The 18,165-nt window shown below is 70.0% G+C and carries 16 protein-coding genes and 1 CRISPR repeat array (1 of these 17 running past the window's edge); of the genes, 3 read left to right on the plus strand and 13 right to left on the minus strand.

What is annotated here, in order from left to right; translation table 11 throughout:
- Positions 1-12: 12 nt before the first annotated feature.
- The 13 genes from QMO56_RS22475 to QMO56_RS22535 all read right to left on the minus strand — a co-directional run bounded on the left by QMO56_RS22475 (position 13) and on the right by QMO56_RS22535 (position 15,756).
- Entirely contained in the window at positions 13-1,617 is a 1,605-nt protein-coding gene (locus QMO56_RS22475; protein WP_283529478.1) for an ABC transporter substrate-binding protein, read from the minus strand.
- 64 nt (positions 1,618-1,681) lie between these two features.
- On the minus strand, positions 1,682-2,587 hold the full coding sequence (locus QMO56_RS22480) for an ABC transporter permease (protein ID WP_283529479.1): 906 nt from the start codon (positions 2,585-2,587) through the stop codon (positions 1,682-1,684).
- Positions 2,588-2,600: 13 nt separating this feature from the next.
- Positions 2,601-3,554 (minus strand): ABC transporter permease, encoded by a 954-nt coding sequence (locus QMO56_RS22485; protein WP_283529480.1) that lies wholly within the window; start codon positions 3,552-3,554, stop codon positions 2,601-2,603.
- A 15-nt stretch (positions 3,555-3,569) separates the two neighbouring features.
- Positions 3,570-5,630: an ABC transporter ATP-binding protein gene (locus QMO56_RS22490; protein ID WP_283529481.1), complete on the minus strand. Its 2,061-nt coding sequence runs from the start codon at positions 5,628-5,630 to the stop codon at positions 3,570-3,572.
- Positions 5,631-5,748: 118 nt separating this feature from the next.
- Positions 5,749-6,747, minus strand: a complete 999-nt coding sequence (locus QMO56_RS22495) for a quinone oxidoreductase (protein ID WP_283529482.1) — start codon at positions 6,745-6,747, stop codon at positions 5,749-5,751.
- Positions 6,748-6,750: 3 nt separating this feature from the next.
- Positions 6,751-7,485, minus strand: a complete 735-nt coding sequence (locus QMO56_RS22500) for an SDR family oxidoreductase (protein WP_283529483.1) — start codon at positions 7,483-7,485, stop codon at positions 6,751-6,753.
- A gap of 16 nt (positions 7,486-7,501) precedes the next feature.
- Positions 7,502-8,791: an ABC transporter substrate-binding protein gene (locus QMO56_RS22505; RefSeq protein WP_283529484.1), complete on the minus strand. Its 1,290-nt coding sequence runs from the start codon at positions 8,789-8,791 to the stop codon at positions 7,502-7,504.
- Positions 8,792-8,823: 32 nt separating this feature from the next.
- Complete coding sequence (locus QMO56_RS22510; protein ID WP_283529486.1) at positions 8,824-9,537, minus strand: ABC transporter ATP-binding protein; 714 nt, start codon at positions 9,535-9,537, stop codon at positions 8,824-8,826.
- The gene (locus QMO56_RS22515) at positions 9,525-11,333 is read right to left on the minus strand and encodes a branched-chain amino acid ABC transporter ATP-binding protein/permease (RefSeq protein ID WP_283529487.1); all 1,809 of its coding nucleotides are present in this window, start codon (positions 11,331-11,333) and stop codon (positions 9,525-9,527) included. The genes QMO56_RS22510 and QMO56_RS22515 overlap by 13 nt, the downstream gene beginning before the upstream one ends.
- Positions 11,330-12,289: a branched-chain amino acid ABC transporter permease gene (locus tag QMO56_RS22520; RefSeq protein WP_283529488.1), complete on the minus strand. Its 960-nt coding sequence runs from the start codon at positions 12,287-12,289 to the stop codon at positions 11,330-11,332. The genes QMO56_RS22515 and QMO56_RS22520 overlap by 4 nt, the downstream gene beginning before the upstream one ends.
- A 144-nt stretch (positions 12,290-12,433) precedes the next feature.
- On the minus strand, positions 12,434-13,654 hold the full coding sequence (locus QMO56_RS22525) for a CaiB/BaiF CoA-transferase family protein (protein ID WP_283529489.1): 1,221 nt from the start codon (positions 13,652-13,654) through the stop codon (positions 12,434-12,436).
- Positions 13,655-13,670: 16 nt separating this feature from the next.
- Positions 13,671-14,849 carry a CoA transferase gene (locus QMO56_RS22530; RefSeq protein ID WP_283529490.1) on the minus strand — a complete coding sequence of 393 codons (1,179 nt, stop codon included), beginning with the start codon at positions 14,847-14,849 and terminating at the stop codon, positions 13,671-13,673.
- Positions 14,821-15,756 (minus strand): alpha/beta fold hydrolase, encoded by a 936-nt coding sequence (locus QMO56_RS22535; protein WP_283529491.1) that lies wholly within the window; start codon positions 15,754-15,756, stop codon positions 14,821-14,823. The genes QMO56_RS22530 and QMO56_RS22535 overlap by 29 nt, the downstream gene beginning before the upstream one ends.
- A gap of 552 nt (positions 15,757-16,308) precedes the next feature.
- Here QMO56_RS22535 and QMO56_RS22540 point away from each other — a divergent pair.
- The 3 genes from QMO56_RS22540 to QMO56_RS22550 all read left to right on the plus strand — a co-directional run bounded on the left by QMO56_RS22540 (position 16,309) and on the right by QMO56_RS22550 (position 17,281).
- Entirely contained in the window at positions 16,309-16,536 is a 228-nt protein-coding gene (locus tag QMO56_RS22540) for a hypothetical protein (protein ID WP_283529492.1), read from the plus strand.
- A 209-nt stretch (positions 16,537-16,745) separates the two neighbouring features.
- Positions 16,746-17,024 carry an Arm DNA-binding domain-containing protein gene (locus QMO56_RS22545; protein ID WP_283529493.1) on the plus strand — a complete coding sequence of 93 codons (279 nt, stop codon included), beginning with the start codon at positions 16,746-16,748 and terminating at the stop codon, positions 17,022-17,024.
- A 20-nt stretch (positions 17,025-17,044) separates the two neighbouring features.
- Entirely contained in the window at positions 17,045-17,281 is a 237-nt protein-coding gene (locus QMO56_RS22550) for an AlpA family transcriptional regulator (protein WP_283529494.1), read from the plus strand.
- 491 nt (positions 17,282-17,772) lie between these two features.
- A CRISPR array of direct repeats spans positions 17,773-18,165; the repeat unit is 29 nt; unit sequence CGGATGACCCCCGCGCATGCGGGGACGAG; it runs 63 nt beyond the window's last position.

The raw sequence follows: 18,165 nt of genomic DNA on the forward strand, positions 1-18,165 counted from the left end.
GCGCCGGCGCCGTCATGCCGACAGCCAGATGTCGCCGAGGTCCTGGTAGATCATGTGGGTCGGCGACATGGACCAGCCGTTCACCCGGCGGTTCATCACCACGATGCGCTGCCACCAGAGGATCGGCACCGCGTAGCTCTGCTCGAAGAGGCGTGCCTCGAACTGGCGGACCAGCTTCTTCCGCGCGCCCTCGTCCACGGTCTTTGCCTGCTCGTCGAAAAGGCGGTCCAGCTCGCGATCGGTGGCGCGCGCGACGGCGACTTCCGCCTTGTCGTAAGAGACGTACTTGATCAGGACGTTGGTCGGGTCGTCGCTGAATTGCGTGAAGGAATCCACCAGCGCGTCGAAATTGCCGCTGCCCTGCGCGGCGTACCAGGAGGACAGCTCCGCCTGCTGATGCTCGGCGCGGACGCCGATCTGGCGCCACTGGTCGATGAGGAAGATGCCGGCGGTGACATAGGGCTGGATGTTGCGGTCGAGCAAGGTGAAGGTGAGGTTCTCCGCCCCGGCCTCCTTCAGCAGGCGCTTCGCCTCGGTCCGGTTGGCCTCCATGTCGCGGCCATAGCCCGGCCACTTCTCCATCTCCGCCGGGGTTGCCGACCAGTCGCTTCCCGGGCGCACCAGCCCGCCGACCTGGCCGAGCTGCGAGATGCGTGACAGGGACTGCGATCCCCCCCAGCGGTCCAGCGCAAGGGAGAGCGCCCGCCGCACCCGCGGGTCGTCGAAGGGTTTCTTCTGGCAATTGAAGGTCAGGATCATGTGGAGCATCCAGCTCGACTCCTGAACCCTCGCGTCCTCGCCCAGGGCGCGGACGATGCGGTCGCGCTCGTTGGGCGTGAAGCCACGGAACTCCGCCAGGATCTGCCGCCCGGAGAGGGCGTTCACCATCGCCGCCGGCGACATGGTGATGGCGCGGAAGCCGTCGAGATAGGGCTTGCCCTCGCGGAAGTAGCCGTCGAACCGCTCGCCGACCCAGTGCGAACCGGCGACATGCTCGACAAACTTGAACGGCCCGCTGCCCATGACGTTGCGGGCCGGGAAGTTCGGGTCCTTCGCCAGCCGGGCGGCGCTGTAGATCGCGTTCCAGGGCGAGGCGAAGGTGTCCATGATGGAGGCGTCCACCGCCTTCATCCGGATGACGACGGTGCGTGGATCGGGCGCCTCGACCGCGGCAATCTGCTGGAAGGATGGCAGGCGGTTGGAAACCACGCCCTCCGGCGGCGCCCGCAGCCGGTCATAGGTTGCCTTCACATCCTCCGAAGTCAGCGGCGTGCCGTCATGGAAGCGGATTTCAGGGTGCAGCTTGAAGGTGAAGGTGAGCTTGTCGTCGGCCGCAGTCCAGCTCTCCGCCACGTCACCGACGATCTTCGGATAGTTGCCGGGCGCGTAGCGCAGCAACGTCGAGTAGTGCGGCGCCAGTCGGTGCATCACGGCGAAGGTGCTGGTCGCGTGCAGGTCGTAGGTCGGCGGCTCGGCGGCCACCGCATAGGTGAGGATGCCGCCGCGGCGCGGCTCGCCGTCCTGCGCGCGGGCGAGACCCGGGCAGGCCAGCGCGAGCGCGGGCAGCGCCAGCGCGGCGCGCCGGCTGATGCGGGGGCCGTCGAAAGCATTCGTCATGGTGTTTCCTCCCCTTGTGGGCCGGCGCTTCGGCGAGCGCCTGGCCGGTCTTCGGTTGGGCCGGTCACATCCTGAACTTCGGGTCGAGCCAGTCGCGCAGGGAATCGCCGAACAGGTTGAAGGCGAAGACCGCGAGCGAGATCGCGAGGCCCGGGAACAGGATCATCCACGGGGCCTCCTGGTAGAAATTGGCGGAATCCCCTGCCAGCATTAGGCCCCAGGCCGGCTTCGGCTCGGAGACACCGAGGCCGAGGAACGAGAGCGACGCCTCCAGCAGGATGGCCTGGGCGATGTAGGCGGTGAGCAGGATCAGGTAGGGCGCCAGCACGTTCGGCGCCATGTGCCGCAGGATGATGTGGCTGTGGCGGTAGCCGCCGGCGCGCGCCGCGTCGATATAGGGCATGGCGCGCACCGCCAGCGCCGCCGAGCGGATGACGCGCGCCGCGCGCGGCACGATCGGGATGGCGATGGCGGCGATCAGGTTGAGGTCGATCCCCGCGATAGGCTGCCGCCCCACCACCGCGACCACCACCAGGGCGAGCACGATGATCGGGAAGGAAAGCACGATATCCACGAAGCGCTGCAGGATGAGATCCACCTTGCCGCCGAAATAGGCCGAGGTCACGCCCAGCAGGCCGCCCGCGGTGCAGCCCAGCAGGGAGGACAGGAAGCCGATGCTCAGCGCCGTGCGCGCGCCATGGATGATGCGCGACAGAATGTCGCGCCCAAAGGCGTCGGTGCCCAGTGGATGGTCGAAGGATGGCGCCGCCAGCATCGCCATGAAGTCCACCGCCTCGGGGTCGTAGGGCGCGACGCGGTTCGCCAGGATCGCGGCGCCTGCCATGATCAGGATGACCAGCAGCCCGGCCGCGCCGAGCGGCTGGGCCAGCACGAACCGCAGCACCGGGCTCGACCGCCAGGCCCGCCGCCGGGTCGGCGGCACCATCTCGTCCGAGGTGGAAACGCTCATGGCCTTGCCTCCCTCAGCCGTGCCGCACGCGCGGGTCGAGCACGCCGTAGAGCATGTCGATGACCAGGTTCATGGTGACGAAGACCAGCGCCAGCAGCATCACCAGCGCCTGGATCAGGATGAAGTCGCTGCGCGATACGGCCTCGACGAAAAGCCGCCCGATGCCGTTCAGGTTGAACACCTGCTCCGTGACCACCAGCCCGCCGATCAGGAAGGCGAATTCCAGCCCCGCCACGGTGATGGCCGGCAGCAGGGCGTTGCGCATGGCGTGTCGCATGACCACAAGGCGCTCGAACACGCCCTTCGCGCGTGCGGTGCGGATGTAGTCCTCCTTCATCACCTCGATGATCGAGGAGCGCACCATCCGCGCGACCACGGCAGCGTACCGGTAGCCCACCGCCAGAGCCGGCCAGATGAGCTGCGAAAGGTTCTCCAGCGGCGACTGCCAGAAGGGCGTGTAGGTGACCGGCGGCGACCAGTGGAACAGGGCGAGCAGGCCGAGGATGATCAGCATGCCCAGCCAGAAGGCGGGCACCGCCAGACCCGCGATGGTGAAGACGCGCACGAGGTAGTCCACCCAGGTGTCGCGGAAGATGGCCGAGAGCGTGCCGAGCGGAATGGCGATCAGCACGGAGATGATGGCCGCCATCACCGAGACCTGCAGGGTCAGGCCGAACCGCGTGCCGATCTCCTCGGCCACCGGGCGGCCGGTCCACATGGAGGTGCCGAGATCGAGCGTCACCAGCCCCTGCATCCATTCGGCGAACTGCGTCACCAGCGGACGGTCGAGGCCGAGCCGCGCCCGCTCGGTCGCGATCAGCTCCTGCGTCACATAGCCGCCGTCGCTTCGCAGCTTCATCTCGACGATGTCGCCCGGCACGACGCGGAGCATGAAGAAGGTGATGAGGGCGACGCCCAGCAGCGTCGGCACCATCAGCGCGATGCGGCGTGCCAGATAGCTGAGCATGGTCTTTGCCTCCCCTCAGATGCGGATGCAGGCGGCGAGATGCCCCGGCCGCACCTCGCGCAGCGGCGGCACCGTGGCCGCGCATTCGGCCACCGCCATCGGGCAGCGCGTGCGGAAGACGCAGCCCGAGGGCGGCGCCAGGGGCGAGGGCAACTCGCCGCTCAGCGCCCGCGGCGCGCGGGCGCGCTCCACCTCCGGGTCGGGGACCGGAGCGGCGTCGAGCAGGGCGCGCGTGTAGGGGTGCAGCGGGGCGCCGTAGAGCGCATCGCGCTCCGCCGTCTCCATGACGCGGCCGAGATACATCACCACGACGCGCTGCGAGAGATGGCGCACCACCGCCAGGTCATGCGCGATGAAGAGGTAGGAGAGGCCGAGCTCCGCCTGCAGCTCCGCCAGCAGGTTGATGATCTGCCCCTGCACGGAGACGTCGAGCGCCGAGACCGCCTCGTCGCAAACGATGAACTCCGGCTCCATGGCGAGCGCGCGCGCGATGCCGACGCGCTGGCGCTGGCCGCCGGACATCTGGTGCGGGTAGCGCCCCGCCATCTCGGCCGGCAGCCCGACCTGGCGCAGCAGCGCCGCGCAGCGCTCCCGCGCGGCGGCGCGGCTCATGCGCAGCCGGTGGATCAGCGGCTCGCAGATGGTGTCGCCGATGGTCATGCGCGGGTTCAGCGAACTGTAGGGATCCTGGAAGATCACCTGAATGCGCGTGCGCAGGGTACGCATCTCGCGCTCGGAGGCGGCGGCGATGTTCTGCCCATCGAACAGGATCTCGCCCTGCGTCGGCTCCTCCAGGCGCAGCACGAGCCGCCCCACCGTGGTCTTGCCGCAGCCGGATTCACCGACGAGGCCCAGCGTCTCGCCGCGGCCGATGGAGAAGGACACATCCTCCGCCGCCCGCACCACCGCCTTTCTGCCGAGCAGGCCGCGCGCCGGCACCATGAAGTGCTTGGTCAGGCCGCGCACCTGCAACAGGCGCGCGGCGCCCGGCTGCGGCCGCCGCCGCGCCTCCCGCGGCGGCGCCGGCGTGGTGGGCAGGGCAGCGGGCATGTCCTCGGCGCGATGGCAGGCGGCGCGGCGCCCCGGCGCCACCGTCCGCAGCGGCGGGTCACGGTCGCAGGTGGGAATGCGGGCGGCGCAGCGCGGCGCGAAGCGGCATCCGGAGGGTGGCCGGAGCAGGTTCGGCGGCAACCCCTCGATGGTCTCCAGCGCCTGCCGGCGTGGATGGTCCAGCCGCGGCACGGAGCGCAACAGGCCGGCGGTATAGGGGTGGCGCGGCGCGCGGAACACCTGCTCCGCCGGCCCGTCCTCCACCACCCGGCCGGCATACATCACCGCCAGCTTGTCGGCATAGCGCGCGACGATGCCGAGATTGTGGGTGATCAGCACCAGGGTGATGCCGAGCCGCCGCGAGAGATCCTTCATCAGTTCCAGGATCTGCGCCTGGATGGTGACGTCGAGCGCGGTGGTCGGCTCGTCGGCGATGATGACCTTCGGATTGCAGGCGAGGCCGATGGCGATCATCACGCGCTGCCGCATTCCGCCGGAGAACTGGTGCGGATACTGCCCGAGCCGCCGCTCGGCGTCGGAGATGCCGACCAGGCCGAGCAGTTCGATGGAGCGCGCCCGCGCCTCGACCTCGTTCATGCCGAGGTGGATGGTGAGCGGCTCGGCGAGCTGCGCGCCGATGGTGAGCACCGGGTTCAGGCTCGTCATCGGCTCCTGAAAGATCATTGCGACGTCGCGGCCGCGGATCGCGCGCATCTCGCCTTCCGGCAGGGCCAGCAGGTCCCGGCCGCCGAACAGGACGCGCCCGCCGGTGATGCGCCCCGCCGGCCGGGCCAGCAGGCGCATGATGGAGAGTGCCGTGACCGACTTGCCGCAGCCCGATTCACCCACAAGCGCGAGCGTCTCCCCCGCGCCGACCGACCAGCTCACCCCATCCACGGCGCGCACGGTGCCTGCGGCGGTCGAGAACTCCACGGCAAGCCCTTCAACCGCAAGGACAGGAGCTGCTTCTTCGGCACGGAGATCGGCATCCGGCATCAGCTCGCGTGCGGACAGCGTGGCAACCACGGTCTCCGTCCCCTCCCTGTTTTCTTACAACATATAAAATGCCCAATTGCAGATGCGCGCAAGGCTTTCGGCCGCCGTCCGCTCATTTCGAAGGAAGATCGTCGAAGCCGGCGCCGTCTCAGGCCCCGGACGGCCGAAGGATACTTGCCCCGGTCGTCCGTCGTCCCTGCAGGTCGCGATGCGCCTCGGCCGCATCGGCAAGGTCGTAGATCTTTCCGAGGGAAACGCGGAGCGTTCCGGCGGCGAGCGCGGCGAAGAGGTCGCGCGCGCGGCCGAGCAGCTCGGCCCGCTCCTGCGTGTGGGTTACGTAGGCGGGGCTGGTGACATAGAGCGAGCCGAGGGTGTTCAGCCGGAACAGGTCGAAGGGCGGAATCGGGCCAGAGGCCGTGCCGAAGCTCACCAGCGTGCCGCGCGGGCGAAGGCAGCGCAGCGAGGCCTCGAAACTGTCCCGCCCGACGGAGTCATAGACGACCGGCACGCCCGCCCCGGCGGTCAGGGCGCGGACCCGTTCCGCGAGGTCCTCCTGCGGGTGGATCACCACCGCCGCGCAGCCATTCTCCTGTGCGATGTGCGCCTTCTCCGTGCTGCCGACGACGCCGATCACCCGCGCGCCCCGCGCCGAGGCCCACTGGCACAGGAGCGACCCGACGCCGCCCGCCGCCGCATGCACGACGATCGTCTCGCCGGATTGCACGGGATAGGTCGTGTGCAGCAGGTAGTGCGCGGTCAGGCCCTTGTTGAAGGCCGCCGCGGCGAGGTCGTCGCCGATGCCCTCAGGGATGGGCACCAGGTGCCCGGCCTCCATGCGGCGAAGATCGGCATAGGAGCCGACCGGCGGGAAGGAATAGACCACCCGCTGGCCCGGCCGCACCGTGTCCACGCCCGGCCCCACCTCCAGCACCAAGCCCGCGCCCTCGATGCCGAGCGGCGCGGGGTAGGCCGGCAGCGGATAGCGGCCGGTGCGGTGCTGGATGTCGATGAAGTTCACGCCGATCGCGGTATGGCGGAGCAGCACTTCGCCCGCACCGGGCGCCCCGACCTCTACCTCCTCCACCCGCAGCACCTCCGGCCCGCCGGGATGGTCGATCAGCACCCGGCGCGAGAGCCTTCCCGCCATGGCTCAGCGCCCCCCGGAAACGGTGACGTTGACGCCCAGCATGTAGGAGGCCGCGTCGGACAGCAGGAAGAGGATCACCCGCGCCACCTCCTCCGGCGCCGCCACGCGGCCGATCGGCACCGTCGGTACCAGGCGCGCGAGCCGATCGGGCGGGTTCATCTCCGTCTCGGTGAGGCCGGGACTGACGGCATTCACCCGGATGCCGCTGCGCGCCACCTCCTGCGCCAGGCCGATGGTCATGCTCACCACCGCGCCCTTGGAGGCGGCATAGTGCACGCGCTCGCCCGCGCTGCCGCGCACGGCGGCCACGGAGGCGAGGTTGACGATGGCGCCCCCCGGCCCGCCACGGTCCGTCGCCATGCGGCGCACCGCCTCGCGCGCGCAGAGGAAGGTGCCGGTCACGTTGATGTCGATCAGCCGGCGCAGCTCGGCCGTGGAGAGGTCCGCTACAGTCGTCGGGCCGCCATTCATGCCGGCATTGTTGACCAGGCCAGTGACCTTGCCGAAGCGCGCCTCCGCTTCGTCGAAAATGCGGGCCACGTCCGCCTCGGCCGTGGTGTCGGCCTGCAGCATCAGCACCGCGCCGCCGGCGGCGCGGATCTCCGCCGCGACCGCCTCCGCCGGCGCGCGCCGCTCCAGATAGGTGCCCACCACGCGCCAGCCCTGCGCCGCGGCGAGGCGGGCCGTGGCGGCGCCGATGCCACGGCTTGCGCCGGTGATGACAAGGACGCCTGCCATGCCTCCCTCCCCGCCTTCAGGTGTTCGGCCAGATCGGCTCGGCGGTCGCGATCGCCGGCGGATAGACAGCGACCGGCTTGCCCGACTGCCACTGGATGATCACCAGCTCGGCGCCGACGCGCCGCCCCCGGTCGTCGAACTTCAGCCGCCCGCCTGGCGAGAGCTTCGCCACGCCGTCGGTCATGTCGAAGCCGTGGATCACCTCGTTGACCTTGCGGCGGTCGGCGACGCCGGCCCGCTCCAGCGCCTCGCGCAGGATCATCATGTCGACATAGGTCATCAGCGAATCCTGGTTCAGCCAGGGCTCGCCGGTGCGTTCGACGAAGCGCTTCGAGATCTCCTCCGAGCCCTTGCCGCCCCAGTTGGCGACGATGCCCATCAGTCCGTCGATGACCTGCGGGCCGACAACCTTGCCCAGTTCGGGCGCGCCCAGCGCGCCGCCATTGCCGATCTTGGGCAGGCGGTCGCCACCCAGCCGGTACTCGGCGAACTTGTCGAGCAGCAGCTTGGTGTCGGGCACGTTGGAGGTGATGCAGAGCAGGAACTGCGGCCGCGCGCCGCGCACCCGCTGCACGATCGAGGTCGCATCCGACAGCGGCGGCGTGTAGGTCTCGTCCACCACCGGCTTCAGGCCGTTGCGCTCCAGCTCCGTGGCTCGCATCGGCCGCATGAAACTCACCGCCGAGGCGTCGTTGCCCGAGATCAGGCCGACCGTTGTTGGCTTCTTCCCCGTGGCGCGCTGCGCCATGTCGAGGATGGTGGGCAGCGCCTTGGTCGCCTGGTCGTCGGCCGTGGGCGACATCTGGAAGACGTAGCGGAAGCCGCGGCTGGTGATGGCATCCGAATAGGAGAGCGTCAGCCAGGGGATCTCCGCCCGCTCGGTCACCTCCGTGACGGCCAGCGTGAAGCTGGAAAGCCAGGCGCCCGAGCCGCCGATCAGGTCCGGGTGCTGGGCGACCATGCGCTGCGCGGCGTTCTTGGCCTTCTCGGCGGAATCGCCGGCGTCGAAGATCACCAGCTCCACCTTGCGGCCGCCCAGCGCCTTGATGCCGCCGGACTGGTTGATCTCGTCCACCGCCATCTCGGCGCCGAGCTGCTTGAGCTGGCCCTGGCGCGCCCAGGGGCCGGAGAGCGGCGCCAGCAGCGCGAACTTGATGGTGCTCTCCTGGGCCTGGGCGCGCAGCCCACCCATGCCGAACACCGCCGCCCCGGCGCCAAGGCCGAGCCCCAGCGCGGCGCGGCGCGGCATCGCCGGAACGGAAGCAGCACGGGCCGGACTGGCGGCCCTTTCGCGATCCTCGGTCATTCCTGGTATCTCCCTCGGGCTTTTGTTGCTTGTCACGCGTCCAGGCCGAGATAGGACCGGCGCACCCGGTCATCCCCGGCCAGGGTCTCATAGGGGCCTTCCAGCACGATCCGGCCGGTCTCCAGCACGTAGCCGCGGTCGCAGAGTTCCAGCGCCTCGGCGACGCGCTGCTCCACCAGCAGGATGGTGAGCCCGTCCTCTCGGTGGATCTGCGAGATACGGTCGAAGATCAGATCGGCGATGGCCGGGGCGAGGCCCATCGAGGGCTCGTCCAGCATCAGCAGCTTGGGCGCGCCGGCCAGGCCCCGGCCGATCGCCAGCATCTGCTGCTCGCCCCCCGAGAGCGTGCCGGCGAGTTGTGTGGCGCGCTCCGCGAGGATCGGGAAGAGGGCGTGGATGCGGTCCAGCACGCGCGCCCAGTCCCGCTGCCCCGCCTCGGGATAGGCGCCCATCTCCAGGTTCTCGCGCACGGTCATCGCCTTGAAGACCTGCCGCCCCTCCGGAACATGCGCGATGCCGAGATGGGCGCGCTTCGAGGGCTTCATCGCCAGCAGGTCCTGGCCCTGGAAGCGGATGCTGCCGCTGCCCGGCTGGACGACGCCGCTGATGGTCTTGAACAGCGTGGACTTGCCGGCGCCGTTCGGCCCGACCACGGTGACGAACTGCCCGGCGCCCACGGTGACCGTGACGTCGGTGAGCGCACGCAGCCCGCCATAGGAAACGGAAACGCCGGTCACGTCGAGCATTGTGTCTGTGCCATCCATTTGCGGCCGAGATAGGCCTCGATCACGCTGCGGTTCTCCACCACGCCGCGCGGCTGCCCCTGCGCCAGCACGCGGCCGCGGTCGATCACCAGCAGCTCGTCGGCGAGGCGCAGCATGGCGTGCATGGTGTGCTCGATGATGATGGTCGTCATGCCCTCGGCGCGCAGGCCGCCGAGCACGTCGAGCACCGCGTCGCATTCGTCGCGGCCGAGGCCCGCCAGCGTCTCGTCGAGCAGCAGCAGGCGCGGCCGCCCGGCCAGGGCGCGGGCCAGCTCCATCAGGCGCAGCTCCTTGCTGGTCAGGCCGCCGGCGGGCACGTCCGTCAGGCGGGAGAGGCCGGTGCGGGCAATCGCCTCCCGCGCCGCCATCACCGCCTCCTCGTCCGGCAGGCCGGCGCCGTAGGCACCCACCAGCACGTTGTCGAGCAGTGGCAGGCGCGGGAAGCTGCGCACCACCTGAAAGGTGCGGCCGACGCCCATATGGTTGATCTGGTGCAGCTTGCGGCCGACCATCTGCTCGCCGTCCAGCAGCGCCTCGCCCCGATCGGCCGGCAGCACGCCGTTGAGGACGTTGAACATCGTCGTCTTGCCGGCGCCGTTCGGGCCGATGATGCCGAGGATGCTGCCCTCGGGCACGGAGAAGCTGACGTCGTCCACCGCCTTCAGCCCGCCGAAGGACTTCGACAGGCCGCGCACCTCCAGCAGCGTGCGGCCGGGGCGCGGCGCGGCAGTGTGCTCCGCCGGCATCGCGGGCACGCGCATGTCCGGAACCGGCGCGGCTTCCGCGACCGGGATGCTGCCCGGTGCCAGCGTCGCGGCACGGCGTCCCTGCCGGTCACGGATCGACCAGTAGAGCCCTTCCGGCGCCAGCAGCATGATCAGGATGATCGCCGCGCCATAGACCACGCCCTGGATGCCCGGGATGATCTCGCCCAGCTCGGCATGCAGCGTCTCGGAAAGCGGGATCAGGATGGCGGCGCCGATCAGCGGACCCCAGTATGAGCCGACGCCGCCGAACAGCGCGACCACGAGCGCCTGGGCGGAAACCAGCATGCCGAACACCGCCTCCGGCGTCACCACCAGCAGCACGCAGGCATAGAAGCCGCCTGCCGTGCCCGCCATGGCGCCGCTGAGCATCAGCGCGCGCGTCTTCCAGCGGCGGGCGTTGATGCCCGCGGCCTCCGCCGCCAGCTCGTTCTGGCGGATCGCCATCAGCGAGAGGCCGAAGCGCGAGTTCTCCACCACCATGCTGATGACCATCGCGACCACCAGCAGCGCGACCGCCAGCAGCGTATAGATCCGCGGGTCCGAGAACTGCAGGAAGGCCGCCGGCGCCTCGCGCCGCATAGGCATCGAGACCTCGTGGTAGCCGAGATACTGCACGAGATAGGTCATCAGCAGCGGATAGGCGAGCATCGCGAGCGCGAAGTAGTGGCCGCGCAGGCGGAAGGTCGGCAGGCCGATGAGCAGCGCCGCCAGTGCGCCGAGCAGCGCCGCCAATGGAATGCCGATCCAGGGCGTCAGGTTCAGCATGGTCAGCAGCAGCGCCACGGTATAGGCGCCGAGGCCGAAGAAGGCCGCATGGCCAAAGGAGATCAGCCCGGTATAGCCGGAGAAGACGTTCCAGGAGAGGCCCAGCACCGCCCAGATCGGCACCAGGGTGAGCATCAACTGGTAGTAGCTGTTGGTCACCACCGCGCAGACGGCGAGATAGGCAACGAGCAGCGCGGCCAGGACCAGGCCGTGGCGCCGCAGGCGGGAGGGGGCGCCGGGTCTCATGCGCGTTCCGCCGAGCGGCCGAAGAAGCCCTGCGGACGCAGGAGCAGGATCAGCAGGAAGACGACGAAGATGGCTGCGTTCTGCAGTTGCGGCGGCAGGACAAGGCCGGAGAACTGCTGCACGAAGCCGACCGTCAGCCCGCCCCAGAAGGCGCCGAGAATGCTGCCCATGCCGCCCAGCACGACGCCGGCATACATGATGATGACGAAGTCCAGCCCGACGAACGGCGAGTAGGACAGGAAGGTGGCGATCAGCCCGCCAGCGACGGCGGTGATGCCGCTGCCCAGCCCGAAGGCGATGCGGTGCGCGCGGTCCACGTCCACGCCGACATAAGTCGCCGCCGTGGGATTGTCGGCGGCGGCGCGCAGCGAACGGCCGAGGCGGGTGCGTTCCAGCAGGACATACAGCGCGATGGCGGCGAGGATGGCCAGCAGACTGGAGATCAGGCGCGCCTTGTTGAGGAAGACCAGGGAATCGAAGATATGCGTCTCGATCACCCAGGCGGAGGAGGACATCGGCGTGTTCACCGTGCGCGGCGTGGAGCCGAACACGATCAGCCCGGCATTCTGCAGCACCAGCGAGACGCCCAGCGTGACGATGAGCTGGCCGAAATGCCCCTCGTCCAGACTGCCCGTGGTGCGCAGCCCGGAGACGCGCGAGATCAGGAAGCGGTGCAGCAGCATCCCGCCGGCGAAGATCACCGGCCCCGCCAGGATGGCCGAGAGCAACGGCCCCGCATAGGGGCCGAGGAAGGCGAGCAGCCCCCAGCCGGTGAAGAAGTAGTAGCCGGCGTACATGCCGAGCATCAGGAAATCGCCCTGCGCGAAATTCACCACTCGCATGACACCGAAGATGAGCCCGAGGCCGACGCACATCAGCCCGTAGATGCAGCCGACCAGGATTCCGGCGGTCAGCGCGTTGAGGAAATTCTCGACAAGGATCTGAGGGTCGCTCATCGCTCGCGCCCTCCCCGCGCGCCGCACGCGGCGGCGCCCTCGGCTTCCATGGGCCTGTCCAACGCTTCCTCCCTGTGGCGTCGTGCCTTTTCCGCCGGCGCCTTGCTTTGTTTTCTGATCGCCCACCCCTGCGGGCGGCCGGTCTCACACCTCGATCGTCCCGGCCGCGCGGAGTGCGGCGATCCGGGCGGCATCGTAGCCAAGGATGTCGCTCAGCACGGCATCCGTGTGCTCGCCGATCAGCGGCGGCCGCGACAGCGCCACGCGCTCGCCATCCAGCCGGAAGGGCGGCGAGGTATAGGTTGCCTCCTTCAGCTCGGGATGGTCCAGGCGCTGCCAGTAACCCCGATGGCGGAGTTGCGGATCGCGCTCCATCAGGCTGCGCGGGTCATGCACCACGCCGGCCGGAATGCCCTGGGCCTGCAGGGTCTCCATCACCGTTTCGGCATCGCGCTCCGCCGTCCATCGCGCGACCGCCGCCTCGACCTCGTCAACCCGCGCGAGACGGCCGGCAGCGGTGGCCAGGCCCGGATCGGCCGCCAGCTCCGTGGCGCCGATGACGCGCGCCAGGCTCTCCCACTGCGCGTCGTTCAGCACGGTCACGGCGCACCAGCGGTCCTCGCCCTGGCAACGGAAGACGTTGTGCGGCGCGTGCTCCAGCGAGCGGTTGCCCACCCGCGCCGGCTCCTGCCCGGTGATCGCCTGTTCCAGCACGGCGGGGCCCACGCAGTTGATGGTGGACTCCACCTGCGCCAGGTCGATCTTCATGCCGCGCCCGGTGCGGCGCCGATGTCGCAACGCCGCCAGTACCGCGAAGGCGGCATGATAGGGATTGGCGGCATGGTCGGGGAAATGCGTGCCCGGGCCGAGCGGTGGGCCGTCGTGATAGCCGGTGAGCGACATCAGCCCGGTGACGGCGCTGATCGTCATGCCGACGCCGAGCAGGTTCTTCAGCGGCCCGTCCTCGCCATACATCGGCATGGAGAGGTAGATGACGTCGGGCCGGATGCGGCGCACCTCCTCGTAGCCCAGGCCGAGCCGGTCCATGGCGCCCGGGCCGAAATTGTTGCTGACCACGTCCGCGGTGCGGATGAGGTCGTGCACCACCGCGCGCCCCTCATCCGACTTCAGGTTCAGCGCCACGCTGCGCTTTCCCGTATTGCGCGAGGCGAAGTAGCCGCTGCGGTTCAGGCCGGGGATGCCGTCGCGGAAGGGGCCGCCCAACCGCACCGGATCGGCGCGGCTGGCGCTCTCCACCTTGATCACGTCGGCACCGAAATCGGCGAAGATCTTGGTGGAGAACGGTCCGGCGCCGGCCCAGGTCAGGTCGGCGAAGCGGATGCCCTTGAGGAACTGTGCCTTCATGCCTCTGCTCCTCGGCTCAGCCGGCGGCCGCGCGCGGCGTGACACGGCCGGAGAGTTCGCCATTGTGCTCGCCCGGCAGCGGCGCCGGCCGGTCCAGTTTCCAGACCGGCTCCGAAAGCCGGTAGGGCGCGCCGGGCATGCGCAGCGAACGGCCGGCGGCGGGATGCGGCAATTCGGAGAAGTAGCGGCGGAAGACGAGTTGCGGATCCGCCGGCAGGTCGGCGATGCCGCTCACCGGTGCCATGATGAGGCGCCGCTTCAGCGCCTCCGCGCGCATCTCGGCCTTGGTCTTGTCGGCGGCGAAGGACTCGAACAGGGTGCGGAACTCGTCGCGCAGCGCACGCGTCGTGCGCTTGCGGCGGTCCATCCAGTCGGGCGCTTTCAGGCGTTCGCCGCCGGGGTGGCCCTCCTCGGCCATCCAGTCCACCAGCGCCTTCCAGGAGAGCGGCATGCCAAGCGGGCTGGCGAGGAAGACATGCCCGTCCTTGCAGGCCAGCACCTGCTCGGTCGCGTCGCGCGTGCCCTCGCCGCCGCGCATGGAGATACGGCCTTCCAGATCCCAGACCTGCAGTGCGTTCTGCAGCGAATGGGCGATCGCCTCCTGTGCGGAGATGTCGATCAGGTGCGGACCGCCGCCGTTCACCTCGACGTCGTAGAGCGCGAGCGCGGTGGCCGTCGCGGCGTAGAGCGAGGCCACGAAGCCCGCCTGGCCGCCGGCGATGCGCAGCGGCGGCGCGCCCGGCTCGCCCGACATCCAGGTGATGCCGCCGAGCGACTGCGTCACCAGGTCCGAGCCGAGATAGCCGGCATAGGGGCCGTCCAGGCCGAAATGCGAGACCATGGTGACCACGCGCGCGCCCGGGACGGAGAGCACCAGCGGCAGCAGCGCCGCCTCCTCGCCCTCCAGCACGACCACCTGGGCGCTGGCGACCAGATCGGCCAGCACTTCGCGCCCGGTCTCGCCCGCCAGGTCCAGGCCAACACTCTTCTTGTTGGCGTTCAGGAAGCTGAAGCAAACATCCCCGCCCAGGCCCGGCAGGGCCGGGCTGCCCCGGTCCCCCCGCCCCCGCGGCGGCTCGACGCGGATCACCTCGGCACCGAGATCGGCGAAAAGCCGCGTCGCATAGGCGCTCAGGCGATGCGTGAGGTCGATGACCCGCAGGCCATCATAGGGACGTTCGGTGGCATTCGGCATGGAGTCCTCCCTCCGGCCGGGCGCGGGGCGCATGGCCCGCGGGCTCCGGCAGCAATTCGTTCAGCGCCGCGTGGACGGCCTCGGGCGCCTCGTAGGCCACCCAGTGGCCGGCGCCTGGAATGATCCTCACCCGCGCATCCGGCCGCACCCGCCGCAGCGCAGCGACGCGGCCGGGCAGGTCCGGCGCGGCCGGCGCATCGCACTCGCCCCAGATGGCGCCGACCGGCACGGGCACCCGCGCCAGCGCTTCGCCCAGCGAGGTGGTCGTGGCGAAGGGCACACTGGTCAGTCGGGCGTGCCGGCTGTTCCACTCCTGGATCTCCAGAGCCAGCGCGTCGATCCGCGCTGGATCGGCGATCATCAGCCGGGCCAGATTGGTCCGGTGCGCCGCCACCCGTTCCGCACCGGCCTTGTCGCGCACACGTTCGAGCCGGATAGCGGCGCGCGGCGTGCCGAGCGCGCCAGCGCCCAGCAACGTCAGCGAGCGTACGTGCGCAGGCGCGGCCGCCGCAGTGTGACTGGCGATCAACGCGCCGAATGAAAAGCCGATCAGGTCGCAGGCCACGCCCTCCGGCAGCAGCCGCTGCAGGCCGCCAGCGACAACCGCGCTCACCTCTTCCGGTGTCGGCGGCCCGGAGGGCATGGCGGATTCGCCAAGGCCAGGTAAATCGGCCGCGAGCACCGTCCGGTTGCGCGACAGCACAGCGATGTTCCGAGCCCAGTGCCGCCAGGAGCCTGAACCGCCATGCAGCAGCACCAGCGGCGGTCCCTCGCCCCAGAGATGCCAGACCATCGCGCCCGCGCCGCAGGGCGTCGTCCGCCGCCGCGCGGCAGCCGATAGCTGCTCAAGCGGCGCCAGGGACGCGTCCGACACGTCTTCGCCGGAGCTCGAGGCCTTCAGGCCCATGCGACGCAGGCCTGCAGGGTGCGCCGTCCGGTCATGGAAAGATCGGAGATCTTGCCGGCCGGCACAGCAGGAAATGCGCTGGCGCGCATCCGGCTTGGTTGGGCATGGGCGGCACGCGGCGGCTGGCAACGCGACACGCGGACGGTCGGAAATGCAATTTGCATGATTCTGGACGCCTCCGTTCCATAATTGTGCAGAATGCATTCTACCCGTCAAGCGCCGGCAAGCCGCGGTCGAGCGGGCGGGCAGGGAAGGAGAGGAACGGGGCAGCCGTGCGGGCAAGGCGCGCACAACCCTTCGGCGGCGGGAAGCGGTGCGCACGGGCTAAAGGAGGCCGGGCGCGCGGGTTATCCCGCACCCGGATAGCAGGCTGAAGGCAGCAGCTTACTTCCGGGGTGGAAGCGCGCCGCCTGCGACAGGGCAGAGGTGATCCGTTCGCCCGTCTGGCGCTTCTGCTTCCTGGCCCCCCCCTCAGGGGGTCACCGTGCCCGAAAGACCTGCGCCCCGAGTGGACCAGCCTCGTGGGTCAAGGCCACCTATTGTTGCCCCCGAATGCTCGAACAGGGCCAGACTGCCAGCGCGGCACGGATGAACTGGCGCGGGGAGCGATACCCGAGCGCGCTGTCAGGCGTCATCTCCAGCCTGCTGCTGCTGGTGCTCGACCAGCTGCTGATCGACGCGGCGCTGGCGCGGCCCGCCGGCAACCTGGTCGGCCTCGCCAGCTCGCGCGCCACCACCGCGCTCCGCTGCGAGGTGGCGCGCCGGCAGCACCAGGCCTGACCGCTGACTGAGGCGCGCGAAGCAACGCCAAGGCCGCTGGCCAGCAGCATGGGGATGACGGGGCGAGAGGGTCCTGCTCGCTCCCCACCATTCTCCCTTTTGCGCCTCAAAGCACGCCCGCGAACACACCCTTGGGCCCCGGTGCCCACCATTTGGTGCGGCCGGGGCTCATTCCCCACTTCTCGCGGCCGGATGAAAGGCGGCCTGGCATGGCCACCGAGCTGATCACCCGCGCCCTCACCAAGGCACCGCCGCCGGTGCCGCCGGGGGCGCGGAAACTCCGCATCTTCGACACCCGTCTCCGCGGCTTCATCATGGAGGTCAGAGCCAGCGGCCAGATCACCTTTTGGCTGCACTACGCCGACGAGCGCGGCCGCGCCCGGGAGGTCCGGCTCGGCCGCCTCGGCGACATCACCCTCGACCAGGCGCGCCAGAAGGCCGAGCAGCTCCGCGCCGCCCTCCCCTCCGCGTCTGCGCTTTTTTTCTGACCACACCCAGAGGACACCCCATGGAACAGCCGAAGCTGGCCATTCGTGCCGCCGTGCCCGCGCCGCACCATCCTCCCCTGCTGACACCCGAGGACGTGGCCGCCCAGCTCGGCGTCAGCCGCAAGGCGCTGGAGCGCTGGCGCTGCACGGGCGACGGGCCGCGCTTCGTGCGCCTCGGCCACAAGACCGTCCGCTACCGCATGGAGGATGTGGAGGCTTTCGTGACCGGACGCCTCCACGCCAGCACGGCGGCCTGACCTAACGCTGCGCCGGACACTGCCTCTGACGCCCGTCGCGGCGTCAGGGCACCTCCGAGCCGGGCCGCAGGCTGGCCGCGTCGGATCTCACGCAAAAGGGCAATTTCGTGGGACCTGCGCGGGACGCCCGAACGCGAAAAAGCCCGGCGCAAGGGCCAGGCTTTTTCGGGTTCCCCTTGTTTTCCAAGGAGAAGATCTGGCGCGCTCGAGAGGATTCGAACCCCTAACCCCCAGATCCGTAGGTCAAAGAAGTACCGCGTCGAAGGAGGAGATTAGAGGCATTTGGTTGATTTCTGAGCTCTTTCTGCGCCTCCGATCATGTCTCTCTGCCCCACAATCTCCCGCCGCACCCCTCATTTCCCCGTGGGACGAGCGTGGGACAGGGTGACGCTCGCCATGCGCAGAGGCTGCCACAGCAGAGGCTGCTACATCGGATGCCCTCGTGCACGCGGGGACGAGATGCTGATCCGCATGCCTTTCTGCCAGCCGAGCGGATGACCCCCGCGCATGCGGGGACGAGGCTACCGTCCACCGCTTCAAGCCGCGCTTAATCGGATGACCCCCGCGCATGCGGGGACGAGGTCGGCTTGTGCCAGGCGCCGTAGGTGTCGTTCGGATGACCCCCGCGCATGCGGGGACGAGTCCTCGGTCCACTCGTCGAGGGTGCCTTCGACCGGATGACCCCCGCGCATGCGGGGACGAGGCGGCCGAGGACCGCGACCGCTGGATGGCCCGCGGATGACCCCCGCGCATGCGGGGACGAGACGGTGCTGTTGATGATCGTCGAGGCGCGGATCGGATGACCCCCGCGCATGCGGGGACGAGGCTGTGCAGCCGCAGACGCGCGAACGGCGCTGCGGATGACCCCCGCGCATGCGGGGACG

Source organism: Roseomonas sp. E05 (genome assembly GCF_030063475.1).
In the GTDB taxonomy this organism is placed as follows: Bacteria; Pseudomonadota; Alphaproteobacteria; order Acetobacterales; family Acetobacteraceae; genus Pseudoroseomonas.